This is a genomic window from Actinoallomurus sp. NBC_01490, assembly GCF_036227085.1.
Classification (GTDB): Bacteria; Actinomycetota; Actinomycetes; order Streptosporangiales; family Streptosporangiaceae; genus Actinoallomurus; species Actinoallomurus oryzae.
Map to the genome: position 1 here is coordinate 10,037,065 of NZ_CP109433.1, position 25,329 is coordinate 10,062,393.

23 protein-coding genes are annotated in these 25,329 nt (G+C 72.2%); 9 read left to right on the top strand and 14 right to left on the bottom strand.

Annotated features, from left to right (window positions below; all coding sequences use genetic code 11):
* Nucleotides 1-133 precede the first annotated feature (133 nt).
* From OG417_RS46075 to serC, 3 genes are all read left to right on the top strand, one after another.
* Complete coding sequence (locus OG417_RS46075) at nt 134-1,240, top strand: citrate synthase 2 (protein WP_329243535.1); 1,107 nt, start codon at nt 134-136, stop codon at nt 1,238-1,240.
* Between the two features lie 75 nt (nt 1,241-1,315).
* A complete protein-coding gene (locus OG417_RS46080) occupies nt 1,316-1,630 on the top strand; it encodes a hypothetical protein (RefSeq protein WP_329243537.1) in 315 nt (104 codons plus the stop codon).
* A gap of 33 nt (nt 1,631-1,663) precedes the next feature.
* Nucleotides 1,664-2,773 carry a phosphoserine transaminase gene (gene serC, locus OG417_RS46085; RefSeq protein WP_329243540.1) on the top strand — a complete coding sequence of 370 codons (1,110 nt, stop codon included), beginning with the start codon at nt 1,664-1,666 and terminating at the stop codon, nt 2,771-2,773.
* Between the two features lie 86 nt (nt 2,774-2,859).
* Here the strand turns inward: serC and OG417_RS46090 are convergent, their stop codons facing one another.
* The 3 genes from OG417_RS46090 to OG417_RS46100 form a co-directional block, all read right to left on the bottom strand.
* Nucleotides 2,860-4,785 carry a YqeB family protein gene (locus tag OG417_RS46090; protein ID WP_329243542.1) on the bottom strand — a complete coding sequence of 642 codons (1,926 nt, stop codon included), beginning with the start codon at nt 4,783-4,785 and terminating at the stop codon, nt 2,860-2,862.
* Nucleotides 4,786-4,819: 34 nt separating this feature from the next.
* Entirely contained in the window at nt 4,820-5,791 is a 972-nt protein-coding gene (locus OG417_RS46095; protein WP_329243544.1) for a hypothetical protein, read from the bottom strand.
* Nucleotides 5,792-6,007: 216 nt separating this feature from the next.
* On the bottom strand, nt 6,008-6,604 hold the full coding sequence (locus OG417_RS46100) for a Uma2 family endonuclease (RefSeq protein WP_329243546.1): 597 nt from the start codon (nt 6,602-6,604) through the stop codon (nt 6,008-6,010).
* Nucleotides 6,605-6,697: 93 nt separating this feature from the next.
* Between OG417_RS46100 and recD2 the strand changes: the two genes are divergently transcribed.
* The gene (gene recD2 / locus OG417_RS46105; protein ID WP_329243549.1) at nt 6,698-8,929 is read left to right on the top strand and encodes an SF1B family DNA helicase RecD2; all 2,232 of its coding nucleotides are present in this window, start codon (nt 6,698-6,700) and stop codon (nt 8,927-8,929) included.
* Nucleotides 8,930-9,046: 117 nt separating this feature from the next.
* Nucleotides 9,047-9,880, top strand: coding sequence for a phosphoribosylaminoimidazolesuccinocarboxamide synthase (locus OG417_RS46110; protein WP_329243552.1), 834 nt, complete (start codon nt 9,047-9,049; stop codon nt 9,878-9,880).
* Here OG417_RS46110 and thpR read toward each other — a convergent pair.
* The 4 genes from thpR to OG417_RS46130 form a co-directional block, all read right to left on the bottom strand.
* A complete protein-coding gene (gene thpR, locus OG417_RS46115) occupies nt 9,855-10,409 on the bottom strand; it encodes an RNA 2',3'-cyclic phosphodiesterase (protein ID WP_329243554.1) in 555 nt (184 codons plus the stop codon). The two genes, OG417_RS46110 and thpR, sit on opposite strands and share 26 nt — an antisense overlap.
* Nucleotides 10,410-10,421: 12 nt before the next feature.
* Nucleotides 10,422-11,654, bottom strand: coding sequence for an MFS transporter (locus tag OG417_RS46120; protein ID WP_329263036.1), 1,233 nt, complete (start codon nt 11,652-11,654; stop codon nt 10,422-10,424).
* A complete protein-coding gene (locus tag OG417_RS46125) occupies nt 11,651-12,091 on the bottom strand; it encodes a MarR family winged helix-turn-helix transcriptional regulator (RefSeq protein WP_329263038.1) in 441 nt (146 codons plus the stop codon). Before OG417_RS46125 ends, OG417_RS46120 begins: the two co-directional genes overlap by 4 nt.
* 314 nt (nt 12,092-12,405) lie before the next feature.
* The gene (locus tag OG417_RS46130) at nt 12,406-12,999 is read right to left on the bottom strand and encodes a TetR/AcrR family transcriptional regulator (protein WP_329243557.1); all 594 of its coding nucleotides are present in this window, start codon (nt 12,997-12,999) and stop codon (nt 12,406-12,408) included.
* A gap of 117 nt (nt 13,000-13,116) precedes the next feature.
* On the opposite strand from OG417_RS46130, the gene OG417_RS46135 reads away from it, so the two are divergent.
* Nucleotides 13,117-14,166 carry a zinc-binding alcohol dehydrogenase family protein gene (locus OG417_RS46135; protein ID WP_329243560.1) on the top strand — a complete coding sequence of 350 codons (1,050 nt, stop codon included), beginning with the start codon at nt 13,117-13,119 and terminating at the stop codon, nt 14,164-14,166.
* Between the two features lie 65 nt (nt 14,167-14,231).
* Here the strand turns inward: OG417_RS46135 and OG417_RS46140 are convergent, their stop codons facing one another.
* Complete coding sequence (locus OG417_RS46140) at nt 14,232-15,704, bottom strand: NCS2 family permease (protein ID WP_329243563.1); 1,473 nt, start codon at nt 15,702-15,704, stop codon at nt 14,232-14,234.
* Nucleotides 15,705-15,844: 140 nt separating this feature from the next.
* On the opposite strand from OG417_RS46140, the gene OG417_RS46145 reads away from it, so the two are divergent.
* Complete coding sequence (locus OG417_RS46145; RefSeq protein ID WP_329243566.1) at nt 15,845-16,108, top strand: DUF2530 domain-containing protein; 264 nt, start codon at nt 15,845-15,847, stop codon at nt 16,106-16,108.
* Nucleotides 16,109-16,115: 7 nt separating this feature from the next.
* Here OG417_RS46145 and OG417_RS46150 read toward each other — a convergent pair whose 3' ends face one another.
* Together OG417_RS46150 and OG417_RS46155 are read right to left on the bottom strand one after the other, a co-directional pair.
* Nucleotides 16,116-19,202, bottom strand: a complete 3,087-nt coding sequence (locus tag OG417_RS46150) for a sacsin N-terminal ATP-binding-like domain-containing protein (RefSeq protein WP_329243569.1) — start codon at nt 19,200-19,202, stop codon at nt 16,116-16,118.
* A gap of 92 nt (nt 19,203-19,294) precedes the next feature.
* On the bottom strand, nt 19,295-20,119 hold the full coding sequence (locus tag OG417_RS46155; RefSeq protein WP_329243572.1) for a DUF3027 domain-containing protein: 825 nt from the start codon (nt 20,117-20,119) through the stop codon (nt 19,295-19,297).
* Nucleotides 20,120-20,178: 59 nt separating this feature from the next.
* On the opposite strand from OG417_RS46155, the gene OG417_RS46160 reads away from it, so the two are divergent.
* A complete protein-coding gene (locus OG417_RS46160) occupies nt 20,179-21,570 on the top strand; it encodes an MFS transporter (protein WP_329243575.1) in 1,392 nt (463 codons plus the stop codon).
* Between the two features lie 77 nt (nt 21,571-21,647).
* Here the strand turns inward: OG417_RS46160 and OG417_RS46165 are convergent, their stop codons facing one another.
* Together OG417_RS46165 and OG417_RS46170 are read right to left on the bottom strand one after the other, a co-directional pair.
* On the bottom strand, nt 21,648-22,034 hold the full coding sequence (locus OG417_RS46165; protein ID WP_329243577.1) for a cold-shock protein: 387 nt from the start codon (nt 22,032-22,034) through the stop codon (nt 21,648-21,650).
* Nucleotides 22,035-22,079: 45 nt separating this feature from the next.
* On the bottom strand, nt 22,080-22,703 hold the full coding sequence (locus OG417_RS46170) for an HAD family hydrolase (protein WP_329243578.1): 624 nt from the start codon (nt 22,701-22,703) through the stop codon (nt 22,080-22,082).
* Between the two features lie 401 nt (nt 22,704-23,104).
* Between OG417_RS46170 and OG417_RS46175 the strand changes: the two genes are divergently transcribed.
* Nucleotides 23,105-23,389, top strand: coding sequence for a hypothetical protein (locus tag OG417_RS46175; protein WP_329243579.1), 285 nt, complete (start codon nt 23,105-23,107; stop codon nt 23,387-23,389).
* Nucleotides 23,390-23,406: 17 nt separating this feature from the next.
* On the opposite strand, the gene OG417_RS46180 is transcribed toward OG417_RS46175, so the two are convergent.
* A complete protein-coding gene (locus OG417_RS46180; RefSeq protein WP_329243583.1) occupies nt 23,407-24,390 on the bottom strand; it encodes a quinone oxidoreductase family protein in 984 nt (327 codons plus the stop codon).
* 43 nt (nt 24,391-24,433) lie between these two features.
* Nucleotides 24,434-25,300, bottom strand: coding sequence for a helix-turn-helix transcriptional regulator (locus OG417_RS46185; protein ID WP_329243586.1), 867 nt, complete (start codon nt 25,298-25,300; stop codon nt 24,434-24,436).
* Nucleotides 25,301-25,329: the final 29 nt, after the last annotated feature.

Genomic DNA, 25,329 nt, shown 5'->3' on the forward strand with positions numbered 1-25,329 from the left:
GTTCCCGCATAGAGTTGCTGGAAACGAAAAAATTGCGCATATCACACCCCCCCGGGTACTGAGCAGCGTGCAAGAAGAGGTTCAATTATCAGTCGGGTCTGTACACCACAGGGGACGAAAGGCAGGACAGAACATGTCCGACTTCAAACCCGGCCTCGAGGGCGTCGTCGCCTTCGAGACTGAGATCGCCGAACCGGACAAGGAGGGCGGTGCTCTCCGATACCGGGGCGTCGACATCGAAGATCTCGTTGGCCACGTCTCCTTCGGTGACGCATGGGGTCTGCTGGTGGACAACAGCTTCGACCCCGGACTGGCGCCCGCCGAGCCGTACGTGCTCCCGGTCCACTCCGGTGACGTGCGGGTCGACGTCCAGAGCGCCCTGCCCATGATCGCGCCGTCCTACGGCATGCGCCCGCTGCTGGACATCAGCGACGAGCAGGCCCGCGAGGACCTGGCCCGCTCGTCGGTGACCGCGCTGTCGTTCGTGGCGCAGAGCGCCCGCGGCCTCGGCCTGCCGATGGTCCCCCAGGAGCGGATCAACGAGGCCCGCACCATCACCGAGCGGTTCATGGTCCGGTGGCGCGGCGAGCCGGATCCCAAGCACGTCAAGGCGATCGACGCCTACTGGGTGTCGGCCGCCGAGCACGGCATGAACGCCTCCACCTTCACCGCCCGCGTCATCGCCTCCACCGGGGCCGACGTCGCGGCCTCGATGTCGGGCGCGATCGGCGCGATGTCGGGTCCGCTGCACGGTGGCGCGCCCGCCCGTGTCCTGCCGATGATCGAGAAGGTCGAGCAGATCGGCGACGCCCGCAAGGTCGTGACCGACATCCTCGACCACCACGAGCGGCTCATGGGCTTCGGGCACCGCGTCTACCGCGCCGAGGACCCGCGTGCCCGCGTGCTGCGCCGCACCGCCAAGGAGCTGGGCGCGGCCCGCTACGACGCGGCCAAGGCGCTGGAGGACGCCGCGCTGGCGGAGCTGCGCGAGCGCCGTCCGGACCGTCCGATCGAGACGAACGTGGAGTTCTGGGCCGCGGTCATCCTCGACTTCGCCGAGGTGCCGCCGCACATGATGCCGGCCATGTTCACGTGCGCCCGCACGGCGGGCTGGGCCGCGCACATCCTGGAGCAGAAGCGCACCGGCCGCCTCGTACGGCCCAGCGCCCGCTACGTCGGCCCGTCGGCTCGTTCGGTGTCCGAGGTGGACGGCTCCGCCGAGCTCACCACCAAGGTCTGAGAGCAGGCGACAAGCACGGCCCGCGGATGCCCCGGCACCGCGGGCCGTACCCGTCCCTCCCCCACCATGGGAACCATGTACACCGGCCCAGGCGATGAGGACCCCGACGAGCGCGACGCCGCCCTGCTCCGGGAGGAACGCGAGCGCGAAGAACGCCGCACGCGCCGCGACCGCGCCTCCCGTGGGGTCGTCGCCTGGGTGATGGCCGCCGCGCTCGCGCTGCTGTCCTACGACTCCGGCGCCGCGGCGGTCGACGCCCGGCAGGACGGCCGGCCCTGGCGATACCCGGCGTGCGTGTCGCTGATCTGCCTGCTGGGGCTGCTGTGGCTGGCGGTACGCACGGTGCGGCGACGACGTCGTGACCGGGTCTCACATCGCGGACCGGGCTGAGACCGGCCGGGTCGCTTGATTAGGCTTCGTCAGGTGACCGACATCGTGATCCCAGACAGCCTCAAGCCCGCGGACGGCCGATTCGGCTCAGGCCCGTCGAAGGTCCGTCAGGAACAGCTGGCCGCGCTCGCCGCCTCCGGCGCGACCTATCTCGGCACGTCCCACCGGCAGAAGCCGGTCAAGTCGATCGTCGCCCGGGTCCGCGAGGGCCTGGCGGAGCTGTTCGCGCTGCCGGACGGCTACGAGGTGCTGCTGTCCAACGGCGGCACGACGGCGTTCTGGGACGCCGCGGCGTTCGGTCTCGTGCGCGAGCGGTCCCAGCACGTGGTGTTCGGGGAGTTCTCCTCCAAGTTCGCCAAGGTCGTCGAGAAGGCGCCGTGGCTGTCGGACCCGTCGGTGATCGAGTCCGCGCCGGGCACGCACGCGCTGCCGGCCGCCGAGGACGGCGTCGACGTCTACGGCCTCACGCACAACGAGACCTCCACCGGCGTGGCGATGCCCATCGAGCGGCCCGCCGGCGCCGATGGCCTCGTCCTCGTGGACGCCACCAGCGGCGCCGCCGGCCTGCCCGTCGACGTCGCCCAGACCGACGTCTACTACTTCGCGCCGCAGAAGGGCTTCGCCTCCGACGGCGGCCTGTGGCTGGCCCTGGCCTCACCGGCGGCGCTGGCCCGCATCGAGGAGATCGCCGCGTCCGGACGCTACGTCCCGGACTTCTACGACCTGAAGGTCGTGGTGGACAACTCGCGCAAGGACCAGACCTACAACACCCCGGCCGTGGCGACGCTCATGCTCATGGCCCAGCAGATCGACTGGTTCCTCGCCCAGGGCGGCCTGTCCTGGTCGACCGGCCGCTGCGCCGACTCCGCCCAGCGGCTCTACACCTGGGCCGACAAGACCTCCTACACCACGCCGTTCGTGACCGACCCGGCCCAGCGCTCCCAGGTCGTGGGCACGATCGACTTCGAGGGCGTGGACGCCGCCGCGGTCGCCAAGGTGCTGCGCGCCAACGGCATCGTCGACACCGAGCCCTACCGCAAACTGGGCCGCAACCAGTTGCGCATCGCGATGTACCCCGCCATCGACCCAGCCGATGTGGAAGCCCTGACGGCGTGCATCGACCACGTCGTAGAGCGCTTGTGAGTGGCCGGCGAAGCGGCCTGTGAGGGGGCCCTTCACCTCGCCAGGGCGAGGTGAAGGGCCCCCTCACAACACTCGGGACGGCACCGTCACAGCTCCGGGGGTGGGGCGGCGCCGTGGCCGGCGTCGGGCGGGCCCCAGGGGAGGCCGTGGCGCTCGCAGGCGCGGCGTAGCTCGGCCAGGTCCGGCGGGAAGGACACGCGGCGCAGCACCCGGCCCGCCGGGCTCCACACGACCAGGCGCGGCGCCTCCGCCTCGTCGATGCCCACGCCGCCCAGCGCCTGCCGGGTGACGCTCCACTCCGTACGGCCGAGGCGCGTCACCGAGGAGATCCCCGAGGCCGAGACGCGCAGCTGCGGGCGGTTGCGGTCGTACAGCCACGCGCCCGCGAGGCCGAGGACCAGCCCGATCGGCGCCGCCCACGCCACCGCCGGCCAGAACCCGCCGAGGTCGGCGCGCAGCCACAGCGAGCCCAGCACCGCGACCAGCTCGCACAGCGTCGCGGTCACGGCGTAGGCGAGCGCGCGCGTGCGGGTCGGGACGTCGAGCCGGGCCTCGGGCAGGGCCTTCTTCGGCTTCTCCTTCGCCGGCTCGGCGGTCTCCAGGCGGGTCATCGAGCCGTAGAAGGCGGCGTTGACGTACGCGTCGTACTCGGCGTCGGTGATCGGGAGCTGCACGCGCCGCGCCGCGTCGCGCAGGTCGGTGCGGGAGATCCGCAGCATCGACAGCGGCGCCGCGAGGAACTCGTCGCCCTCGTCGTCGTACATCCGCAGCCAGGCGTGCCCGTCGACGGTGAGCAGTTCCATCCCGCCGATGCGGTCGCGCGGCATGCGCAGGATGACGTCGCCGGCGCCGTCGGCCCAGCCGATGCCGTCGTCGTCGACGACCAGGCGTCCGCCGGGGACGCGGGAGAAGATCTCCGGCAGCCCCGCCAGGCCGTACTCCGAGGGCCTCGGGACGGCCTGGTCGGGCGTGACGACGTGGTAGCCGCGCTCGTCCAGCGCGTGGGTGAGCTGGAAGGCGTCCAGACCGCGTGCGGGCAGCCGGGCGAGCACCTCGAGCCGGTGGCCGAACAGTGTGACCACGGTCTGGTCGGCCGCGGGCCGTCCCGTCACCGGGTCGATGGCCGTGCCGGGACCGACGACGGCCGCGGCCACCGCGCCGCCCCGCACCCGCCACTCGCCCACCGTCGCGTGCCGGATCCTCAGCTCCGAGGGCATGATGGTCCAGGTCAGCGGCGCGCTCCGCAGCCGGCGGCGGCGGGCGGCCATCATCGCCACACCGCCCACGAGCGCCCACAGGCCGCCCATCAGGCGTCCGGCGATCTCCACGCCGCCCTCCAGGGCGATCCGGGTCACCATCGTCAGCGAGAGCAGCGTGACGAGGACGCCGAGAGCGGTCGTGCGCCGTCGGCCGGTTGTGGCCGTGGCGAGGTGTCCGGTGTCGGTGCGGGTGGCGGTCCGCGGCTCGTGCGCCACGGCGAGCAGGGCCGCCTCCTGGTCGCGCAGCCGCTGCTCGGCCCGGCGGCCGAGGGCGCGCGGCGCCTCGTCCTCCTGCGGCAGGCCGTCGTCCTCGAAGAGCGACCGGTCGCCGTCGATCACGTGGGTGGTGATGCCGAGGCGCCGTGCGGTGATGTAGAAGCTCAGCAGGTCGAAGCCCATCTCGGCGAGCGGGCCCGCCACGGTGGCGCCGAACCGGTGGAAGATCGTCAGAACGCCGTCGTCCGCGGTCACCGCGAACTCCTCGACGCGGCTCAGCTCGTACGCCTCCAGCACCGTGCCGTCGGCGGCGAGGCGCTCGAGGCCGCGTGCGGACAGCCGCCAGCGGCCCGGCCGCCGTTCCCGCAGGCCCAGGAGCCAGGGCAGCGCGTAACAGGCGATCACGGCGGCCAGCCACAGCCCCGGCGGCCGGATCGGCAGCAGTGCGATGACCAGCGAGAGAAGGGCGAAGGGCCCGGCCGCCACCGGACGCAGCCGGCGCGCCGGAGCGCGAAGGCCGATCAACTCGAGGTTCACGAGAACAGATCGTGACATGTCAGCGCCCATCCCGTCATGACCCTCGTCTGCGAGCGAACAGGCCGGCGATCAACAGAACCACTCCGGCGACCAGCACCAGACTGACCACCGGGAACTTCTTCGAACCGCTGGTAGACCCGCTACTCGCACCGTCCTTTCCCGATGAGTTCGCCGGGGAACCGCTGTTGGTTCGCGCCGGCAGCGCTTTGGCCGGAACCGGCACCTGCCACAGCGGCTGCTTCTGGCCCTCGGAGCTGAGCAACAGCGACCGGCCGTCGGCGGTGAACGTGATGCCCTCGCCCTGTTGCTGGTTCGGAATGGACACGTCAGTGATCTTCTTGCCGGGCGCACTGTAGATCTCCGCGCCCCAGTAGCCGCGGATCACGAACGTCCGGCCGTCGGGCGCGAACGCGCCGTCGGTCGCGTAGAACGGCGCGTCGCCGACCTTGTGCATGATGTTGTAGCCGCTCGTGCTGAGGTGCTTGGGGCCCTCGTACAGGGAGTCGCTGAACGCCTTGCTCGCGATGTACAGCCGCCCCGTACGCGGGTTGATCATCATGGTCTCGGCGTTGCGCGGGCCGTCGGCGTACTTGATCCGGTACGCCGTGGCGCGCAGCGTCTGGCTGCGCAGCACCGACGGCTCGGGGATCCGGTAGACCGTGACGTACGGCCAGGCACCGTCCATGTTGTCGCCGATGTCGCCGACGTAGATCCCGTTCGGTCCGAGCGCGATCGCCTCCCAGTCGCGGTTGCGCGCGCCGGCGAGCGTCAGCGTGGCCCGCGTGCGGCAGTCCGGGCCCAGGGCGTAGATCTGCGTCGGGCCGTCGGAGTCGTTGAAGGTGTAGACGATGCCGGGGTGGCGCCGGCTGGCGGCCAGGCCGCTGGACTCGCCGATGCGCGGGTCCTTGATCGTGCAGAGCTTCTTCGGCTCGTCGTCGTCGGCACGCGCGGTGCCGGGGATCACGGTCGCCGCGACGGTCAGGAGGGCGGCAAGGGTCCTGATCATGGCTCGCGGCGACATGCTCTGGGTCTTCACCGCTCCCCGGGCGCGTGAAGCCTGGCGCGGGCGACTCAATGGAGAATCGTGCCGACGACCACGGCGGACAGAAGGACCGCCAGGACGGCCGGCAACAACCATCGCGGAGCACGGTTCACGCCATGAGCCTATGCGGTCCCCCGCTCCACCGGACCCCGGGTACGAGTCCGGCGGCGACCCGGGCGATCAACCCCGGCGTGGTCGCGTCAGCCGCCCAGGATCGATCTCAACGGGAAACGGCCGGGAGAGCTCGATCAGTTCGCGAGACGAGGCGATCTGCTTGTACTCGGTGCCGACCAGCTCGAACACGGTCAGCTTGGGAGCGGGTGCCAGTTCGAGGACCCAGTAGTGCCGGATTCCGGCTTCTGCGTACGCATGGAGCTTCTCTCCGAAGGCCCGATGGCGGCTCTGCCTACTGCCGCTGATCTCCACCGCCAGCGCCACGTCGGCCGCCTCGTGCGCCGGCGGCTCGGAGCCGAAGGCGTCCCGTGTCACCACCGCGATGTCGGGGACCTTCAGCCAGTCGTCACGGTGGTCAGCGACGATCTCCACCTCCGGAAGCACCTCCAGCCCGGCGGTCCTGGCGGGCTCGCGCAAAAGGACCGCGATCTCCAGCAGGGCGGCTTGATGGTAGGAGGCAGGGCGGGGGCTCACGATCAGGACACCATCGTCGATCTCGTACCGGTGGAATTCGTCGTCCGGCGACCGGCGAATATCGTCGACGATCCACGGGCCGTGATGGTTCGCGACCAATGCCGATACCAAGCGCACTCTTTCGCTCACGCTGAGTCAGATTAGGCCCGATTCCAGGCGTCGTCTGCCGGTTCCCAACAGCCGATATCCCCCGTGCGCGGCGGCTCGGGCACCATGTCCGATGTGAAGGACGGACAAACGGATGCCTCCACGGGGCTGCGGGAGCTGGAGGCGGTGCTCGAGCGGATCACGTACGCCAACGAGGAGACCGGGTACACGATCGCCCGGGTCGCGACCGACCGGACCGGTCCGGACCTGCTGACCGTCGTCGGTCCGCTCCTCGGCGCGCAGATCGGCGAGAGCCTGCGGCTCACCGGGCGCTGGACCACGCATCCGAAGTACGGCCGCCAGTTCGAGGTCCGCTCGTACACCACCGTCCTGCCCGCGACCGTCCAGGGCATCCGCCGCTACCTGGGATCCGGGCTGATCAAGGGGATCGGGCCGGTCATGGCCGACCGGATGGTCGAGCACTTCGGCACCGACATCCTGCGCGTCATCGAGGAGGAGCCCGCGCGCCTGGTCGAGGTGTACGGGCTGGGCCCCAAGCGCTCGAAGCGGATCGGCGAGGCGTGGGAGGAGCAGAAGGCCATCAAGGAGGTCATGGTCTTCCTGCAGGGGCATGACGTGTCCACCTCGCTCGCCGTGCGCATCTACAAGAAGTACGGCGACCAGTCCATCGAGGTGGTGCGCAAGGACCCGTACCGGCTGGCCGCCGACGTCTGGGGCATCGGGTTCCGCACCGCCGACACCATCGCCCGCGCCCTGGGGATGCCCCACGACGCTCCCGAGCGGATCAAGGCCGGCCTCCGGTACACGCTCTCCCAGGCCGCCGACAACGGGCACTGCTACCTGCCCGAGCCGAACCTCGTCACGGAGGCCGTGAAGATCCTCGAGGTGCCGCGTGAGCTCGTTCCGCCCTGTGTGGACGACGCCGTCGCCGCGGAGGAGGTCGTACGCGAGCGGGTTCCGGTGGGCGACGGTGAGGTGCCCGCCGTCTACCTGCCGCCGTTCCACCGCGCCGAACGCTCCCTCGCCGGCGGCCTGCTGGACCTGCTGCGCGCGAAGGAGGACCGTCTCCCCGCGTTCCAGGACGTCGACTGGGAGCGGGCGCTCGCCTGGCTCCGCCGCCGCACGGGCGCCGACCTCGCGCCCGAGCAGGAGGAGGCGGTGCGCCTGGCGCTGACCTCACGGGTCGCCGTGCTCACGGGCGGGCCGGGCTGCGGCAAGAGCTTCACCGTACGGTCCGTGGTCGAGCTGGCCGCCGCGCGGAAGGCCAAGGTGCTGCTGGTCGCGCCGACCGGGCGGGCGGCCAAGCGGCTCGCCGAGCTGACCGGCCACGACGCCGCGACCGTGCACCGGCTGCTCAAACTCCAGCCGGGTGGTGAGCCGGAGTTCGACCGCGACAACCCCCTCGACGCCGATCTGATCGTCGTGGACGAGACCTCGATGGTCGACGTGATCCTCGCGAACAAGCTGGTCAAGGCCGTGCCGCGCGGCGCGCACCTGCTGCTGGTGGGCGACGTCGACCAGCTGCCGTCGGTCGGCGCGGGCGAGGTGCTGCGCGACCTGCTCGCCGCCGATTCGGTGCCCCGGGTCCGGCTCACCAAGATCTTCCGGCAGGCGCAGGAGTCCGGGATCGTGGTCAACGCGCACCGCATCAACGCCGGGCAGGCGCCCCACGTGCGCGGGTTCCCCGACTTCTACCTGTTCCCGTGCGAGGAGAGCGAGCCCACGGCGGAGCTGACGGTCGACATCGTGGCCCGCCGCATTCCGCGAAAGTTCGGCCTCGACCCGCGACGCGACGTGCAGGTGCTCACCCCGATGCACCGCGGGCCGGCCGGCGCGGGCAACCTCAACGCCCTGTTGCAGGAGGCGCTGACGCCGCACCGCGACGACCGGCCGGAACGCCGCTACGGCGGCCGGGTCTTCCGCGTCGGCGACAAGGTCACCCAGCTCCGGAACAACTACGACAAGGGCGCCGCCGGGGTCTTCAACGGCACGGTCGGCGTGGTCACCGCCCTGTCGCTGGAGGAGCAGTCCCTGACCGTACGCACCGACGAGGACGAGAGCGTCCCGTACGACTTCGCCGAACTGGACGAACTGGCCCACGCTTACGCGGTGACCATCCACCGCTCGCAGGGCAGCGAGTACCCGGCGGTGGTCATCCCCCTGACGACCAGCTCCTGGATGATGCTCCAGCGAAACCTGCTCTACACCGCGGTGACCCGGGCGAAGAAACTGGTCGTGCTGGCCGGCTCACGCCGCGCCCTGGCCGCAGCCGTCCGCACCGCCGGCACGGGCCGCCGCCACACGTCCTTGACCCACCGCCTGGAGAGCCGCGCCGAGAGCGCGTGAACCGCGCCGTGTGAGGGGACCGTTCACCAGGCCAGGGGCGGTTGAGGGGACCCCTCACAAGGGCGAGCCCCTCACGGCGGGTACGTTCGGGTACGGGTTTCGCGAAATGGGGGGTACATGGAGCTGGTTCACTCCGGCAAGGTTCGGGACGTTTACGCTGACGGTGACGATCTGATTCTCGTTGCTTCAGATCGGGTCAGTGTTTACGACGTCGTCCTGCCCACCCCGATCCCGGGCAAGGGGGCGATCCTGACCCAGCTTTCGCTGTGGTGGTTCGATCGGCTTGCCGACGTGGTGCCGAACCATGTGATCTCCGAGGACGTGCCGGCGGAGTGGGCCGGGCGGGCGATCCGGTGCCGGCGGCTGGAGATGTTCCCGGTCGAGTTCATCGCCCGGGGCTACCTGGCCGGACTGGGGCTGAAGGAGTACGAGAAGCAGGGCACCGTGTCGGGGGTGCCGCTGCCGCCGGGGCTGGTCGAGGCGTCGCGGCTGCCCGAACCCGTCTTCACCCCGACCACGAAGGCGACGACCGGGCACGATGAGTTCATCACCTTCGACGACGTGGTGCGCGAGATCGGCGCCGAGACCGCCGAGCGCCTGCGCGACCTGACGCTGGAGGTCTACCGGCGCGGCGCGGACCTGGCCCGTGAGCGCGGCGTCATCATCGCCGACACCAAGCTGGAGTTCGGACGCGCCCCGGACGGCACGATCGTGCTCGCCGACGAGGTGCTGACGCCGGACTCCTCCCGGTTCTGGCCGGCCGACGCCTGGGAGCCGGGCCGTGCGCAGCACTCGCTCGACAAGCAGTTCGTCCGCGACTGGTCCTCGTCGGTGGCCGGCTGGGACCGTACGCCTCCGGGCCCTCCGATCCCCGACGACGTCGTGGCGGCCACCCAGGCCCGCTACACCGAGGTCTACGAGCGGATCACCGGCTCGCCGTGGCGTCCCTGAGCGGCCAGCGGCAGAGCGTCTCGTAGCGCACCTCGCCGCCGAGGTGACTCTGGACGAGGTGGATCTCGCCGGCCGTCCACGGCATCCCCTCGTACGCCGCGAGCCCCTCCACGACCGCCCTGAGGTCGCGTGGGGCCCGCGTACGGGCGACGGTGAGGTGCGGGTGGAAGCGGAGGGCGCGGCCGGTGTCGATGCCCTCGCGGCGCCCGGCGGCCCGGCAGGAGTCCGCCAGGCGCTGGAGGTCGGTCTGGATGCCGGTCCACAGCGTGCGCGCCGACCGTGCCCTGGGGAACGCCCCCGCGCCCGCGAACGCCAGCTCCCGCCGGGGGTGACGCGCGGCGGCGCGTTCGAGGCGGGGGCGCAGCCGCGCGGCGGTCGGCTCGTCGACCTCGCCGTAGAAGGCCAGCGTCACATGCCAGGTGTCCCGGCCGGTCCACCGCAGGTGCGGCCAGTCACGGTACGGCGCGAAGGCCGCCGCGATCTCGTCCAGCACGTGCGCCGGCGGGATGAGCGCGACGAAGAGTCTCACGCCATCAGGGTCTCACTCCGTCTCGGCCACACGGGGCCGTAGCGCGTTCAGCGCCGAGCGCGGCGCCATGATCGCCACGACGACCGTCACGGCGGCCAGGGAGACGACGCCGCCGATGATCAGGCCCGAACGCGGCCCGAAGACCTCGGCGAGCCAGCCGAGGAGCGGCGCGCCGATCGGCGAGCTGCCGGCGAAGACCAGCATGTACAGGCCCATCACGCGCCCGCGCATCCAGGACGGCACGCTGAGCTGCATGACGGCGTTCGCGGTCGTGTTGAAGGTCAGCAGCGCGACGCCGGTCGGGATGAGCGCCACGAGGAACAGGACGTACGTCGGCATCGCGCCGCTCACGATCTCCAGGACGCCGAACGCGGCGGCGGCGATGAGCATGAGGCGCATGCGGGGCCGCTTGCGGCGGGCGGACAGCAGCGAGCCCGACACGGCGCCGACCGCGAGCATGGTCGAGGCGAGGCCGAACGAACCGGCGCCGCTGTGGAAGACCTCCCGGCTCATCAGCGCGGTCGTCATCTGGAAGTTCATGCCGAACGCCGCGACGAAGAACAGGACGATCAGCAGCATGACGAGGTCGCGGCGGTCGCGGACGTAGCGCAGGCCCTCACGCAACTGGCCCTTGGCCCGCGGCACGCGCGGCCGGATGTACAGCTCCTCGTCGCGCATCAGGTAGAGCCCGAGCAGCACGGCCAGGTACGAGGCGGCGTTGACGATGAAGACCGGGCCGGTGCCGATCGCGGCGATCAGCCCGCCCGCGATGGCCGGGCCGAGGATGCGGGCCGTGTTGAAGATCGCGCTGTTGAGGGCGATGGCGTTGGACAAGTCGTTGGGCCCGACCATCTCGACCGCGAACGTCTGGCGCGTGGGGTTGTCCACCACGGTCAGCACGCCCAGCCCGAACGCGAGCGCGTACACGTGCCACACCTGCGCGCTGCCGGTGAGCGCGAGGACGCCCAGGACCAGCGCGAGCATCCCCATCGCCAGCTGGGTGATCATAAGGATCCGGCGCTTGGGGAACCGGTCGGCGATCACACCGCCGTACAGGCCGAACAGCAGCAGCGGCAGGAACTGCAGGCCGGTCGTGATGCCGAGCGCGGTGCCGCTGCCGTGGGTGAGGTTCAGTACCAGCCAGTCCTGGGCCACGCGTTGCATCCACGTGCCGGTGTTGGAGACGACCTGGCCGGCCGAGAACAGCCGGTAGTTGCGGTTGTGGAGGGAGCGGAAAAGGCTCAGCCGTGGCTGAGCCTCTCCAGGATCGGTGCCGCCTGCCGCAGAATGGTCTGCTCCTCCGGCGTCAGCTCCGCGAGCCGCTGCGCCAGCCAGGCCTCCTTGCGCCGACGCTCCTCCTTCAGCAGCTTGTCGCCCGCCGCCGTCAGACTGAGCACCACCTGCCGCCGGTCGGTCGGGTGCGGGCTGCGGGTCAGCAGGCCGTCCGCCTCCAGCCGCGCGATCGTCCGGGTCATCGAGGGCGGCTGCACCTTTTCGTGCGCGGCGAGCTCGCCAGGGGTGAGAGCGTCGTGCCGGGCCACCGCGCCGAGCGCTCCGATCTGCGTGGCGCTCAAGGAGTGACCGCCCTCGGCGCGCATGCGGCGTGAGAGTCGTGAGATCGAGACGCGCAGGGCCGCCGCCAGGCCCGCACGGCTTCTGGTCTGTGACGTTTGCATGTTCATTAGCTGGAGTCATTACTCTTGCTAACGATATAGGACGATTGTCTATTCCGCCACTTCGTTAGCGAGACGAAAGACTTCGGCTCTCTCCTTCTTCGTGGGGACGACGGCGCGCTCTCCTGACCGCCGGGCGGGCTCCCGCGCACCACCGGGCCGCCCGACGCCGGCCACCTCGGCCGGACGTGACGGCCCCAGCGCTCGTCACGGCCGGGATGACCTGGTCTGAGACGGGGACAGAGCGGCGTCTCCGCCGCCCCGTCCCCATGGATCAAAGCGTATGTCGGATAGCTCCCGGTTAGTACTCCGACCCGGCCTCGCTACCGTACGGCCGACGCCCCCGCGAGGAAGATGGTGATCGCGTCGTCGATGAGCGCCTCACCCTGGGCCGTCGTGACCCGCCGGGACGTGACGAGCGCCGAGATGCCCTGGGTGGTCGCGGACAGCAGCAGCGTCAGCCGGCCGACGTCGCCCGCGTCGTACGCGCCCGCCTCCACACCCACGTCCATGATGCCGGTCATGGTGGCGAACAGGCGCTCCGCGGCGGTCCGGACCGCCTCCGAGGGGCCGTCCACCTTCGTGGCGAACATGAGATCGAGCAGCGCCGGCTCCCGCACGGCGAACCTCAGGTACGCCGAACCCGCCGCGCGAAGGGCGCGCGCGTGGTCGCCGGGCGCGCGTGAGACCGCCTCGCGGATCTCGTCGGCGAGCCGGATGAAGCCGCGTTCGGCCAGCGCGTCGAGCAGCGCGTTCCGATCGATGAAGTGGCTCCGCGGGGCCCCGTGACTGACACCCGCCTCGCGCGCCAGCTCCCGGAGGGACAGCGCGTCGATCCCACGCTCACGAAGCACCGTCTCCGCCCGGTCGAGCAGGACGGCGCGGAGATTGCCGTGATGGAAAGGCCGCTCGGACACGGCTCCAACGGTACCCTCAAAGTAGACATTGACTAGATTCTAGACGGTGTCTAGTCTGCGGGTGCGGCTCGCGTGATCCGACGACGCGGCCCCCACCCAGCGGAAAGAGACCCGGAGATGACCGAGCAGAACACCGCACTTTGGCTGCGGAAACGAGGCGCGCCCTTCGAGGTGGGGCCCGCCCCCTACACGCACCCGGCGGCGAACGAGGTCGTCGTCCGAGCGCGGGCCGTCGCCGTGAACCCCGTCGATGGCATACCGCGCTTCCTGTACCGCGTGGTCTTGCCCTGGCTCACCTTCCCGGCCGTCGTGGGCTCGGACGTCGCCGGCGAGGTCGTCGAGGTCGGCCCCGGCGTGACGCGGCTGCGCCCGGGCGACCGCGTCCTCGGGCACGCGTTCGGCGTCGAGAAGTCGCAGAACCGCGCGGCGGAGGGCGCCTTCCAGCACTACGTCGTGCTCCTGCAGCACATGGTCTCCCCCATCCCCGACTCGTTGTCCTTCGAGCAGGCGGCCGTGCTGCCGCTGACGCTCTCCACCGCGGCGACCGGCTTGTTCCAGGAGAACCACCTCGGGCTGGCGATGCCCGGCGCCGGCCCCGTCGACCGGCCGGAGACGGTGCTCGTGTGGGGCGGTTCGACGAGCGTCGGGAGCAACGCCATCCAGCTCGCCCGCAGCGCCGGCTACCGGGTCGTGGCGACCGCGTCACCGCGCAACTTCGACTACGTCCGATCGCTGGGCGCGGCCGAGGCGGTCGACCGCCGCAGCCGCACCGCCGTCGACGAGATCGTGGAGCGGATCGGCGACGGCCCGCTCGCCGGCACGCTCGCGATCGGGACCGGGTCGCTCGCCCCGTCGGTCGCGATCGCACACCGGACGACGGGCAGCAAGCGCGTCACGTCGGCGCAGCCCGAGCGGGTCACGCGCCTGCGGGGCCCGCGGGCACGGCGACCCGGCGTACGGGTGAGCGGGATCTGGGGCGGCACCCTGAAGGACAACGAGGTCGGGCCGGCGATCTACGTCGACTTCCTCCCGGCCGCGCTCGCCACCGGCGCCTACCGCGCCGCACCGGACGCGACCGTCGTCGGCGACGGGCTCGCGCGCATCCCCGACGCGCTGCGGCGGCTCCGAGACGGCGTCTCCGCGCAGAAGCTCGTCATCACCGTCTGAGCGCGGGCTCTGAGCCCGCGCAGCGGGGCCGGGGCCCCACTGCGCGTCTCGGCGGTGGCCCCGGCTCAGCTCACGCCGAGGATCGCCTTGATGGGCACGATGGCGTAGTAGGCCACGAACAGGGCCGCCACCAGCCACAGCAGCGGGTGCACCTCGCGGGCGCGACCGCGGACGGTCTTGATGACGACGTACGAGATGAAGCCGGCGCCCATTCCGTTCGTGATGGAGTACGTGAACGGCATGATGACCATGGTCAGGAAGGCCGGGATGGCGATCTCGTAGTCGGAGAAGTCGATGCGCCGAATCTGGCTCATCATCAGGAAGCCGACCACGACCAGCGCCGGGGTCGCCGCCTCGAACGGCACGATCTGCACGATCGGGGCCAGGAACATCGCCACCAGGAACAGCACCCCGGTGACCACGTTCGCCAGGCCCGTACGGGCGCCCTCGCCGACGCCGGCCGCCGACTCCACGTAGCCGGTCGCCGACGACACCGACCCGGCGCCGCCCGCCACCGCCGCGAGGCCGTCCACGAACAGGATGGTCCCGATGTTCGGCGGCGCGCCGCGCTCGTCGAGCAGCCCCGCCTCGCTGCCGATGCCGACGACCGTGCCCATGGCGTCGAAGAAGTCGGCCAGCACCAGGGTGAACGCGAACAGGATCGCGGCCAGCACGCCGACGCGGGCGAACGCCCCGTACAGGGTGAAGTGGCCGACCAGCGACAGGTCCGGCGTGCCGGCGATGTGGTGGATGCCGGGCAGCTTCGGGACGTTCAGGCTCCAGCCCTTGGGGTTGACCACGCCCGGCTTGACGACGGTCGGGCCGGCGTGGGCCAGGGCCTCGACGATGATCGCCAGGATCGTCGTGCCGATGATGCCGATGAGGATGGCGCCCTTGACCCGCCGGGCGACGAGCACCGCGGTGACGAGCAGGCCGAGCACGAACACCAGCGCCGGCCAGCTCTGCAGGTTGTTGGAGATGCCCAGCTGCACCGGGACGGTCGTGTTCGCCTCGTTCGGCACGCGGCGGACGAAGCCGCCGTCCACGAAGCCGATCAGCGCGATGAACAATCCGATGCCCACGCCGATGGCCGCCTTCAGCCCCTCCGGCACCGCCCGGAAGATCGCCGTACGGAAGCCGGTGAGCACCAGGATGGCGATGACGATGCCCTCGACCACCACGAGGCCCATCGCCTCGGGCCAGGTCATCGCCGGGGCCAGCGTCGCGGCGACGAAGGCGTTCAGGCCGAGCCCGGTCGCGATCGCCAGCGGGAACCGCCCCGCCACGCCCATGAGGATCGTCATCACACCCGCCACGAGCGCGGTGGCGGCCGCGACCTTGGGGATGCCGAGCACCGCACCGGTCTTGTCCGGCACGGTTCCGATGATCAACGGATTCAGCACGACGATGTACGCCATGGTGAAGAACGTCGCCAGACCACCACGGATCTCCCGACCGACGGTGGAGCCGCGTTCGGTGATCTTGAAATATCGATCCAGGCCGTTCCGCGGCTCGGCGGCCACTGTCGTCGTCGTCACGTCCTTCTCTCTCCTAGTCCAGGGCCCCGAGTCGAAAAATGACGTACGCAGAGTGACAGACCAGACAATGCGGGCGGAAGACCTTCGCGACGTGATCTGCGGCTCTGCCCCTGATACCGGGCGGCCGATACGCTGATCTCATGACGCGGCAACCCGACCCGCCCCCGATGGAGACCAACGAAGTCCTCGTCTCGGCCATCGGGGCGGCGGCCTTCGCGGTGGCGTTCGTGATCCTGCTGATCGTGCCGCTGGCGCCGGACCACCACTGGTGGCGCTGGGTCTGCCTCGTCGGCTTCCTCATGGGAGTGTTCGGCTGCTGGTACATCCCGCGCCTGCAGCGCGGCCGGGCCGCAGCGGCCGAACGCCACGCCGCCAAGCGCGCCGAGAGCGCCCCGCCCGAGTAACCGCCGGTCAGCCCAGCTCGGCCTCGGCCAGCAGGGTGGGCAGGGCGTCCGGGTCGCGCAGCGCCGCCTCGGCGAGCAGGCGGTCGCTCCAGCGACCGCACGCCCACGCCGCGCCCCGGGCCAGGCCCGCCGGAGCGCTCGCGTGGACCGTGCCCTCGTCGTACCACCACGGCACCGCCACGCCGTCGACCATGAGCTTCTCGTGACACACGTACGTCTCGGGCGCCTCCGGCAGGACGGCGCGCAGGACGTCCGGCACCGGCCGGGGGGTGCCCGCCGACTCGATCGAGCCCGGCACCTCCTCGCTCCCCAAGGCCAGCTCCAGCGCGTCGGCGACCTCGACCGGCACGAACAGCAGCGGCTGCCCCGTCAGCAGCGGCAGCAGGTCGGGCCGGTCCACGACGATCACATCTCCCGCCGGCACCACCTCCGGCTCGCCGTCCACGAACGCGCGGACCTCCGCCGGCGCCGGCACGTCCAGATCGGCCGCGGAAAGGGCGCGCCACAGGTCGCGCAGCCGCTCGCGCGAGACCGTACGCGCGGGGTCGGCCAGCCGGTCGAGCAGTTCGGCCGCGCCGTCCGGCTCGTCGAGCAGCGCGAAGAGCGTCGTCCGGACGCCGAGCGCCCGCAGCAGCTCCGGGTCCAGGCCCGGCGGCGCCAGGTCGTACAGGTCCTCCAGGTCGCCCGGCAGGCACAGCTCGCCGGGTCGCCGCCCGTCCAGGACCGGATGCCGCCGTAGCCACCACGCGGTGTACGACGGGACCGTGGAGGTCCGCCCGTCCGCGAGGATCACGCGTGCGGGTTCGGTGACCGCGGCGCGTAGCGGCGGCTCCGCCAGCAGCGCGAACGCGCCCGGCCAGTCGGCCACGAACTCCAGGTCGCGCACCGCGGTGAACTCGGGCACCACGAAGCCCTCCCCGAGCTCGTCCGCCCACTCCTCCTCACCGTCGAGGTCGTGCTCGGGCTCGATGACGTCCTCGTCGCGGACGAGCGCGAAGGTGCGCAGCACGCCCGTGGCCTCGAGCGTCTCGGCGCCGTGGCGTTCGACCAGGCCGGCGTCCACGACGCCGAACGGCGCGTCCTCGGCCACCACGCCGGCCAGCGGGGCGCCGGGCAACAGGAGCTCCCCGGCCGGGTACGGCTCGCCGTCCTCGCCCGGCAGCGCCAGCTCCGCCAGCCACGGTTCCTCCCCGGGCCGCAGGCGGGCGCGGGCGACGAGCGTCAGGACGGCGGTCCAGATCGGCTCGGGGTCCTCCTCGTCGTAGGAGGCGGCCACCGCCGCGCGGGTCGCGGGGTCGGTCAGGACGGCGCGCGGCCCGGCCTCCACCGCGCCGAGCCGGAGCAGCAGCGGGTGCGCGGCGTCCGGGTGCACGATCCGCAGGCCGAGCGCGTCGAGCCCGTCCGGGTCCGTGACGAGCAGCCCGCGCGGGCCGCGCACCGTACGGCCGTCGGCGAGCGGCACCGGCAGCCCGGTCAGCGCCTCGCGGTCGGCGCCCTCCAGCGCGGCGTACAGCCGCCGCCACCAGGCGGGGTCGCCGGCCCCGGCGTCCACGCCGGCGAGCGCGTCGACCACGTCGGCGACGCTCAGGCGCCGTACGCCGAGCGCGGCGAGGGCCGGATGCCGCGCCGGCCAGTCGGCGGGCAGCAGGCCGGGCACGACCTCGGCGAGAACGTCCGGCAGCGCGGCGGGACCGTCCACGACGGCCGTGTCCCGTCCGCGGACGAGGACGGCCTCCTCCTCCGGGCCGAAGGCGAGCTCGGCGGGGTCGTCGCCGACGATGTGGCCGCCCTCGGACGGCCGTGCGGGCACGGGCAGCAGCGGGGTGTCCGGCAGGCGCGCGAGGACGGCACGGCGGAGCCGCGCGTCCAGCTCGCCCTTGGCGACCGGCCCGGGGACGAGGTCGAGCAGCCGGGGCGTCGGCGGAAGCAGCGCCGGATAGATCCCGGCCGCGCGTTCGACCAGGAAGTCGGTGAGCGGACCGGGCGCGACGTGCCGCCGGTCCGGCGCGAGCGGGAAGCTCGCGAGCAGCAGCGCGGGCAGGCCGAGCGGCTCGTCGCTGGGGGTCGGGGCGTGGATCACGGCCGGGACCCCTGCGGGAAGCTCGCCCTCGGGCACGGCCCAGCGGACCTGCCAGCCGGCCCGCTCCTCCACGGGCCGGTCGGCGAGCAGGGCCGCGTCGGCGGTGCCGCGCGCCTCCGCCGTGTGCCAGGTACGCCCGTCGATGGTCACCGTTCCGGTCGTCACGCCGCGCCGTTCCCCGCCCGGGTGCCAGGTCGCGGTGAGCGTACGGGGTTCCCCGGCGTCGATGACGACCTCGGCGAGGGCGGGCAGGGCGAGCAGGAGCGCGGGCCCGGCCTCGTCGAGCAGCCGCCGTACGAGCGTCTCGGCGGCGGCGTCACGCAGCGGAAGCCGCACAACGGTGTCGTAGCCCTCGGGCAGGCCCGCACCGTCAGCCCCGGCCAGGCCCGCCCCGCCACTCCCGGGCAGGTCCGCACCGTCACCCCAGGGCGGGTCCGCACCATCACCCTCGCGCAGGTCCGCGCCCCCGCCCTCAAGGAGGCCCGTGCGGTCGGCGGGCCACGGCAGGCGGAGCACGGGCACGTCGCCGCCGCGCCGGTCGAGTTCGTCCTTCAGCTCGGGGACGGCCGCGACCTCGCGGCGCGTGCCGGCCGCCGACCAGGCGACGCCCCGGACGGCCCCGCCGGGACGGCGAGAGACGATCGACGGCTCGTCGCTCACCGCGACGACGGCCGCGAAGCCGACGCCGAAGCGGCCCGCCGACCCGGTCTCGTCGCGCTTGGCCGACGCCCGGAGCGTGCTCAGCGCCTCGACGCCGGCGGCGTCCAGCGGGGCACCGGTGTTCTCGGCCGTCAGCACCCCGTCGCGCAGGGTGAACCGGATCCGCCCGGGAACCCCGGCGCGCAGCGCCGCGTCGGCGGCGTTCTGCGCGAGCTCCACCACCACGCGGTCGCGGTAGCCGCCGCGGGCGTGGTCCTCCTCGGTGTTCGCGTCCTCGCGGAAGCGGGCCGGGGACGCCGACCAGGCCGCCAGGACCCGGGCCCGGATCGCGGCGGTGCCGTACGGATCCTCCATCGCGCGCCTTTCACCGCCCGCCGCCCCATGGCGCGGGCGGGTGTCCGCGGCCGGTCTCACGGCCCCGCCGTGAGACGGCCCCGCCCGTGGGCTCAGCTGTGGCCCAGGGCCTCTTCGTCGGTGAGCGACGCGGAGGGCATGACGTCGTAGCCCATCTCGTCCACGATCGGCGGCGCCGACTCGGCCGCGGCCGGCATCACGACGGCCTCCGAGTGCGCGCCGCACCCGTGGTCGAGGGACACGACCTTGCCGTCGTCGGGGGCGTACTCGTTGGCGCACACCCCGAACGCCTGCCGCATCGAGCCCGCCAGCGGTACGAAGAAGCCGCAGGTGGCGCAGTGCGCCGGTGCCGAGCGGGCCATCGGCGTCGCCGGACCGGCGTCGCCGGAGTGCCAGCGGGCCGCGGCCTGGTCGCGACCCTCGGCGGACAGCACCCGGTGGCGGCCGAGGCCGAGCTCCCAGAACAGCTCCTCGTCGGTCTCGCCCGAGGTGCCCGACACGTCGGTGAACCCGGGCACGAGCCGATCGTCGTCCGCCTGGGTCGGCAGCAGGTCGCCCGGGCCCAGGTCACCGGGGCGCAGCCGGTCGCTCCAGGGCACCCAGGCCGGCGCGAGCATCGCGTCGTCGCCCGGAAGCAGCACGCTCTCGCTCACCGTGACGTTCTTGGCGCGCGCGGCGCGGACGACCGAGACGGCCCAGCGCCACCCGCGGTACGCCGGATCCAGGCAGGCGAAATAGTGGGTGACGACCCGGTCGCCTTCGGGTAGCAGACCAAGGTGATCACCGACGTACTCCGGAACCGAGGTCTCCTCGGCCGCGGCGCGGGCCAGGTCGACGGCTGCTGCCGCAGCCGCGTCGACCACGGGTGTACGGCTGCGCCTCGCGGCGGCCGGGCTGCTGGAACGCACTGGACTCACATAAACGATTGTCGCCCATACAGGGGCATGGGTTTGCCCCGAAGAGGCAGACTTACGTCATGAGTTTGCGGTCACGGGCGGGAGGCGCCGGACGGGCGGTGCGCACGATGACCCGGAGCATCGGGCGTACGACACGCCGCGCCACCCACGCCGGCGGCGCCGGCCGGACGGGGCTGGGCAACCTGATCGAGTTGGGCGCGGTCAACAGCGCCGGAGACGCTCTGATCGCGGTGGCCCTCGCGGGCACCATGTTCTTCAATCTCGACGTCAAGCAGGCACAAGGCCAGGTGGCGCTGTATCTCCTGGTCACGATGGCCCCGTTCGCCCTGGTCGCGCCGCTCATCGGACCCACGCTCGACCACATGCGTCACGCGCGGCGCATCGCCATCGCCGGCACGATGCTCGCCCGCGGCCTGCTGTGCTGGGGCATGGCCGGCGCCGTCCTGCACAAGGACCCGCTGACCCTGCTGCCGGCGGCGTTCGGCGCGCTGGTGCTGTCCAAGGCCTTCGGCGTCTCCCGGAGCGCCGTGACGCCGCGCGTGCTGCCCGAAGATCTCAATCTGGTCACGGCCAACGCCCGCGCGTCCTTCTGCGGCCTCGTCGCCGCGTCGATCACCGCGCCGCTCGGCGCCGGGCTGGTCGCGGTCACCAACGCGGGCTGGGCGCTGCGCATCGCCACGGTCGTGTTCCTCGCCGGGGCGGTCCTCGGCATCCGGCTGCCCGCCCACGTCGACACCCCCGAGGCCGAGCCCGCCCCCGACGCGGAGGACGCTCCCGCGCAGGCCGGTGCGGACACGGCCGGCCGCTGGCGCACGCTGCTGCGCGTCGGCCCGGTCGTCGGCGAGGCGATCCGCGCCAACGCCGCGCTGCGGGCGCTGTCGGGCTTCCTGATCCTGTACCTGGCGTTCCTGCTGCGCACCAAGGAGTTCGTGCACCCGGTCTCGCCCAACATCGCGCTCGGCATGCTGGCCGCCTCCGCCGGGGCCGGCGGGCTCGTGGGCACGGCCATGGGCGCGCTGCTCAAGGCGCGGGCGCCGGTGGGCATCGTGTTCAGCACGCTCGCGTTCGCGACGGTGACGGCCGCGGTGTGCGCGGTGTTCTTCGGCCTCGTGGCGGCGCTCGTGGTCGCGTTCGTGGGCGCGCTCGGCCAGTCGCTCGGCAAGCTCGGCCTCGACGCGATCGTCCAGCGCGAGATCGGCGAGGAGGTCCGTTCCTCCACGTTCGCCGTGTCGGAGACGATCCATCAGCTCGTCTGGGTGCTCGGCGGCCTGGCCGGCCTGGGCATGTCGATCATCGCCTCGAACGGCCACATCGCCCTGGCGATCGTCGCCGCCGCCCTGGCCGCCACGCTGGTCATGCTCATCTACCGGCGGGCGGCCCGCCGCAGCGCACGCCGCCGCGGAGGCGACCGCACGGAGGGCGAGCCGACCGTGGCCGACACCGCGGCCTGAGCGCGCCACCGGGCCCCGCGCAGGCGGGGAACCCGCCCCGACCCGCACAGGGGCCGCGGTGCGCCGACGCCGGGAGGTCAGTGCTGGTCGAAGTCGTCGGCGACCGCGCGCAGCACCTCGCCGATCTTCCTGGCCATCTTGCTGTCGGGGTGCTTGCCCCGGCGGTAGGTGGTGGAGACGCCCTCGAGCAGCTTGATGAGGTCCTCGACGAGGATGACCATCTCGTCCGGCTTCTTGCGCTTGGACTTGACGACCGAGGGCGGCGCGTCGATCGTGCGTACGCTCAGTGCCTGCTGGCCCTTGCGGCCCTCGACGACGCCGAACTCCACGCGCTGACCGGGCTTGAGCGAGTCGGTCCCCGCGGGCAGGGCGGAGGAATGCACGAAGACCTCACCGCCGTCGTCACGGGTGAGAAAGCCGAACCCCTTGTCGGCGTTGTACCACTTGACCTTGCCACTGGGCACAGGTGACCTCGTTGCTAGCTCTTGTCCGGACAGGCCATATCAAGGTTATTGCCTCGACGAGGGGCCTGGGTTGATCAGTTCGGTCAAAGTCTCCGGGAAAACCCGCAAATCGGGCAACACGATATCGGCTCCGTACGCCAGAAGCGCCTCCGCGTCGTACGGGCCGGTGGCGACGGCCACGCTGCGCGCTCCGGCCGCCCGGGCGGCGTCGACGTCGGCGACGTGATCGCCCACGTACGCGGTGGCACCGAAACGGCTCAGTGCCGTGCCCTTGGCGGTACTGAACAGTCCCCCCGCCACCTCGTCGACCTTCAGGCCGAGGGCCCGTACGGTCTCCTCGGCGTGCACCTGGTTCTTGGCGGTGACGACGATCACGCGCCCGCCGCACGCCTTCACCGCATCGACGGCCTCGGCGGCGCCGGGCATGGTGACCGTCGCGGGCACGGCGATCTCGCCGTAGAAGCCTCGGTAGATCGTGGCCATCTCGTCCACGCGCTCGGCGGGGAACCAGTTCGCCAGCTCCATCTCCAGCGGCGGTCCGAGCCGGGACACGACGGCGGCGGTGTCGATCGGAACGCCGGTCCGCTCGGAGAGGGCGACAAAGGCGGCGGCGATACCCTTCCGGGTGTCGGCGAGAGTCAGGTCCAGGTCGAAGCCCACGGAGATCACGGCCCCCAGGGTACGTACGGCCCCGGGGACCGCGTGCCCGCGCCCTCCCGGCAGTGGCGATGCGACGGGATCCGAGTGGGAGGGCGCGGAGTCTGCGCGAAATCTGGATCTATGGATTTCGTCACCGGCGGAACTCGCATTAGAACGAGCCCGAAACAACGGTTAACGCGATGCGGATATACCCAGTGCCGATCATCCAAACCACGTCACCGGCAGATCGCTCCCCCGAGTAGGAAATGCATATGACGAAAAGGCAGGAAGAATCAGAAAAGACGACTAAGGCGGACAACGCGGAGTCCGGCAGCGCCGGGAGATCGGACCCCGCGGCCCAGACGGAGCCCACCACCACGCATCGAGGGCCGGGGCACCGCTCACGCGACGGTGAATCCCTGCGTACGGGCGTGCGTCGCGCGTCCGGCACGGCGGCCGACCTCGTCCGGATCCTGGCAATGATCATTTGCGTGCTTCTCGCCCTGCACATCGCGTTCGTGGTTTTCTCCGCGAATCGCGACAACTCGATCGTCCGAACGGTGAACGACGGGGCGGACTGGTTCGCGTGGCGATTCCGCGACATGTTCGTGCCCAAGGACGAACGTGTAGGGGTCCTCGTCAACTACGGAATCGCGGCCGTGGTGTACCTCATCGTGGGCCGCGTGGCGGCGGGCCTCATCCGCCGCATCCGCTGAGCGAGGCCGGACGCGGATCAGGGCGTCGCGACCTGGAGAACCAGCTTGCCGGTGGTCGCCCCCGACTCGATGCGGCGGTGTGCCTCGGCCGCCCTTTCCAGGGGCAGCGCCTCGACCCGCACCCGCAGGGTCCCCTTCGCCGCGGCCTCCACCGCGCGGCGCAGCGCCCGGCCCGCCTCCTCGGGGAATGCCGCGGAGAACGCCGCCAGGTTGAACCCGGAGACGGTCTTGTTGGCGAACCACAGTTCGTTGGCCGGGACGCCGACGTCCTCGGCGCCCGACGCGTTGCCCATCACCACCAGGCGTCCCATGGGCGCCAGCCGTTCCAGGCTCGCACGGCGAGCCGGGCCGCCGACCATGTCGACCACGATGTCGAACTCTCCGGCGTCGGCGAGCCGGTCGCGGAGGATCACCTCGTCGTAGCCGAAGCTCCTGGCGGTCTCGATCTTGGCCTGGCCGCCGACCGTGCCCACCACGCGGCCCGCGCCCAGCAGGCGGGCGACCTGGCCCAGTTGGCTGCCCACACCGCCGGCCGCGGCGTGGACCAGGACGCTCTCGCCGGGCTCGATACGCGCCACCCGATCGAGCACGAGGAAGGCGGTGGTGCCGTTGGACGGCAGTGCCGCGGCGACGGCCGGCTCGATGTCCAGGCCGTCCAGCGGAGCGACCAGGGCGGCGGAGGTGACCACCACCTCGGCGTAGCCGCCGCCGTCGACGATCGTCAACGCGGCCACCGGCTGACCGGCCGCCAGGCCCTCGACGCCGGCGCCGACGGCGCGGATCCGGCCCGCGACCTCGATCCCCGGCACGAAGGGAAGCGGCACGTCCACCACGCCGCGCCGGTAGAGGATCTCGGCGAAGTTCGCGCCGGCGTACGCCACGTCGATGGAGACCTGGCCCGGGCCGGGCTCGGGGATCGCCACCTCGTCGACGCGGAGCACCTCGGCTCCGCCGAACTCCGGAATGGTCACTGTCTTCATCCGCCTGTCGCTGCTGCTCATGGCACGATCCTGCGGTCGCGGCGGCGGACTCGGCAGTGTTCGCTCATCCTGGGTGTGCCACCACCAGGCTGCGCTCGCGCATCAGCTTCTCCAGCCGCTGGAGGGTGTCGGTGCCCGGCCGGGGATTGTGCAGGATCAGATGGTGCCCGGGATGCTCGGGCAGCGGCAGCAGCGTGGCATCGAAGATCAGCGTCCCGGCCTCAGGATGATCGACGGCCTTCACCGCGCTGGTGTGCTCGGCCACGTCGTGGCGCGCCCACAGGTCGGCGAACTCCGGGCTGACCGCGGTCAGGTCGGCGGCGATGCGGTCGAACTCCCGATCGTCCGGATAGCGCGCCGCGTCGGCCCGGAAGGCGGCGGCCACGTCGGGCGCGGTCTCGGCCCAGTGCCGGTGCAGCACGCGGTAGCGGGCGTTGGTGAAGAAGGAGACCAGGCAGTTGTGGTCGCTCTCGCCGTAGCCGAACACCGCGCGCGCCGCGTCGTTGACCGCGGTGAAGTTCCAGTGACGGTCGCGGACATAACCGGGACGCGGCAGCCAGGACTCCAGCAGCCGCAGCACCTCGGGCGAGGCGGGGACGGAGGCCGTGGAGGAGACCCGCGGCGGGTTGAGCCCCGCCAGCAGGTACAGGTGGGCACGCTCGGCGGCGTCGAGCAGCAGCGCCCGGGCGATCGCGTCGAGGACCTCCTCGGACACCTTGATGTCGCGCCCCTGTTCGAGCCACGTGTACCAGGACACCCCGACTCCGGCCAGCACCGCGACCTCCTCGCGCCGCAGGCCCGGTGTGCGCCGCCGTCCGCCGTCCGGCATACCGACGTCGGCGGGCGAGACCCGCGCCCGTCGGCTGCGCAGGAACTCCCGCAACTCGGCGCGGCGACGGTCGCGGGACAGGGGAGATTGAGCACCGGCCATGGGCTCAACTCTAAGAGCCCGCGCGGAAC

Bases quoted from the DNA above. Each gene is read 5' to 3' on its own strand.
- OG417_RS46075 (WP_329243535.1), top strand. From the start codon at position 134: ATGTCCGACTTCAAACCCGGCCTCGAGGGCGTCGTCGCCTTCGAGACT.
- OG417_RS46080 (WP_329243537.1), top strand. From the start codon at position 1,316: ATGTACACCGGCCCAGGCGATGAGGACCCCGACGAGCGCGACGCCGCC.
- OG417_RS46095 (WP_329243544.1), bottom strand. From the start codon at position 5,791: ATGATCAGGACCCTTGCCGCCCTCCTGACCGTCGCGGCGACCGTGATC.
- OG417_RS46110 (WP_329243552.1), top strand. From the start codon at position 9,047: ATGGAGCTGGTTCACTCCGGCAAGGTTCGGGACGTTTACGCTGACGGT.
- OG417_RS46125 (WP_329263038.1), bottom strand. From the start codon at position 12,091: ATGAACATGCAAACGTCACAGACCAGAAGCCGTGCGGGCCTGGCGGCG.
- OG417_RS46135 (WP_329243560.1), top strand. From the start codon at position 13,117: ATGACCGAGCAGAACACCGCACTTTGGCTGCGGAAACGAGGCGCGCCC.
- OG417_RS46145 (WP_329243566.1), top strand. From the start codon at position 15,845: ATGACGCGGCAACCCGACCCGCCCCCGATGGAGACCAACGAAGTCCTC.
- OG417_RS46150 (WP_329243569.1), bottom strand. From the start codon at position 19,202: ATGGAGGATCCGTACGGCACCGCCGCGATCCGGGCCCGGGTCCTGGCG.
- OG417_RS46160 (WP_329243575.1), top strand. From the start codon at position 20,179: ATGAGTTTGCGGTCACGGGCGGGAGGCGCCGGACGGGCGGTGCGCACG.
- OG417_RS46180 (WP_329243583.1), bottom strand. From the start codon at position 24,390: ATGAGCAGCAGCGACAGGCGGATGAAGACAGTGACCATTCCGGAGTTC.
- OG417_RS46185 (WP_329243586.1), bottom strand. From the start codon at position 25,300: ATGGCCGGTGCTCAATCTCCCCTGTCCCGCGACCGTCGCCGCGCCGAG.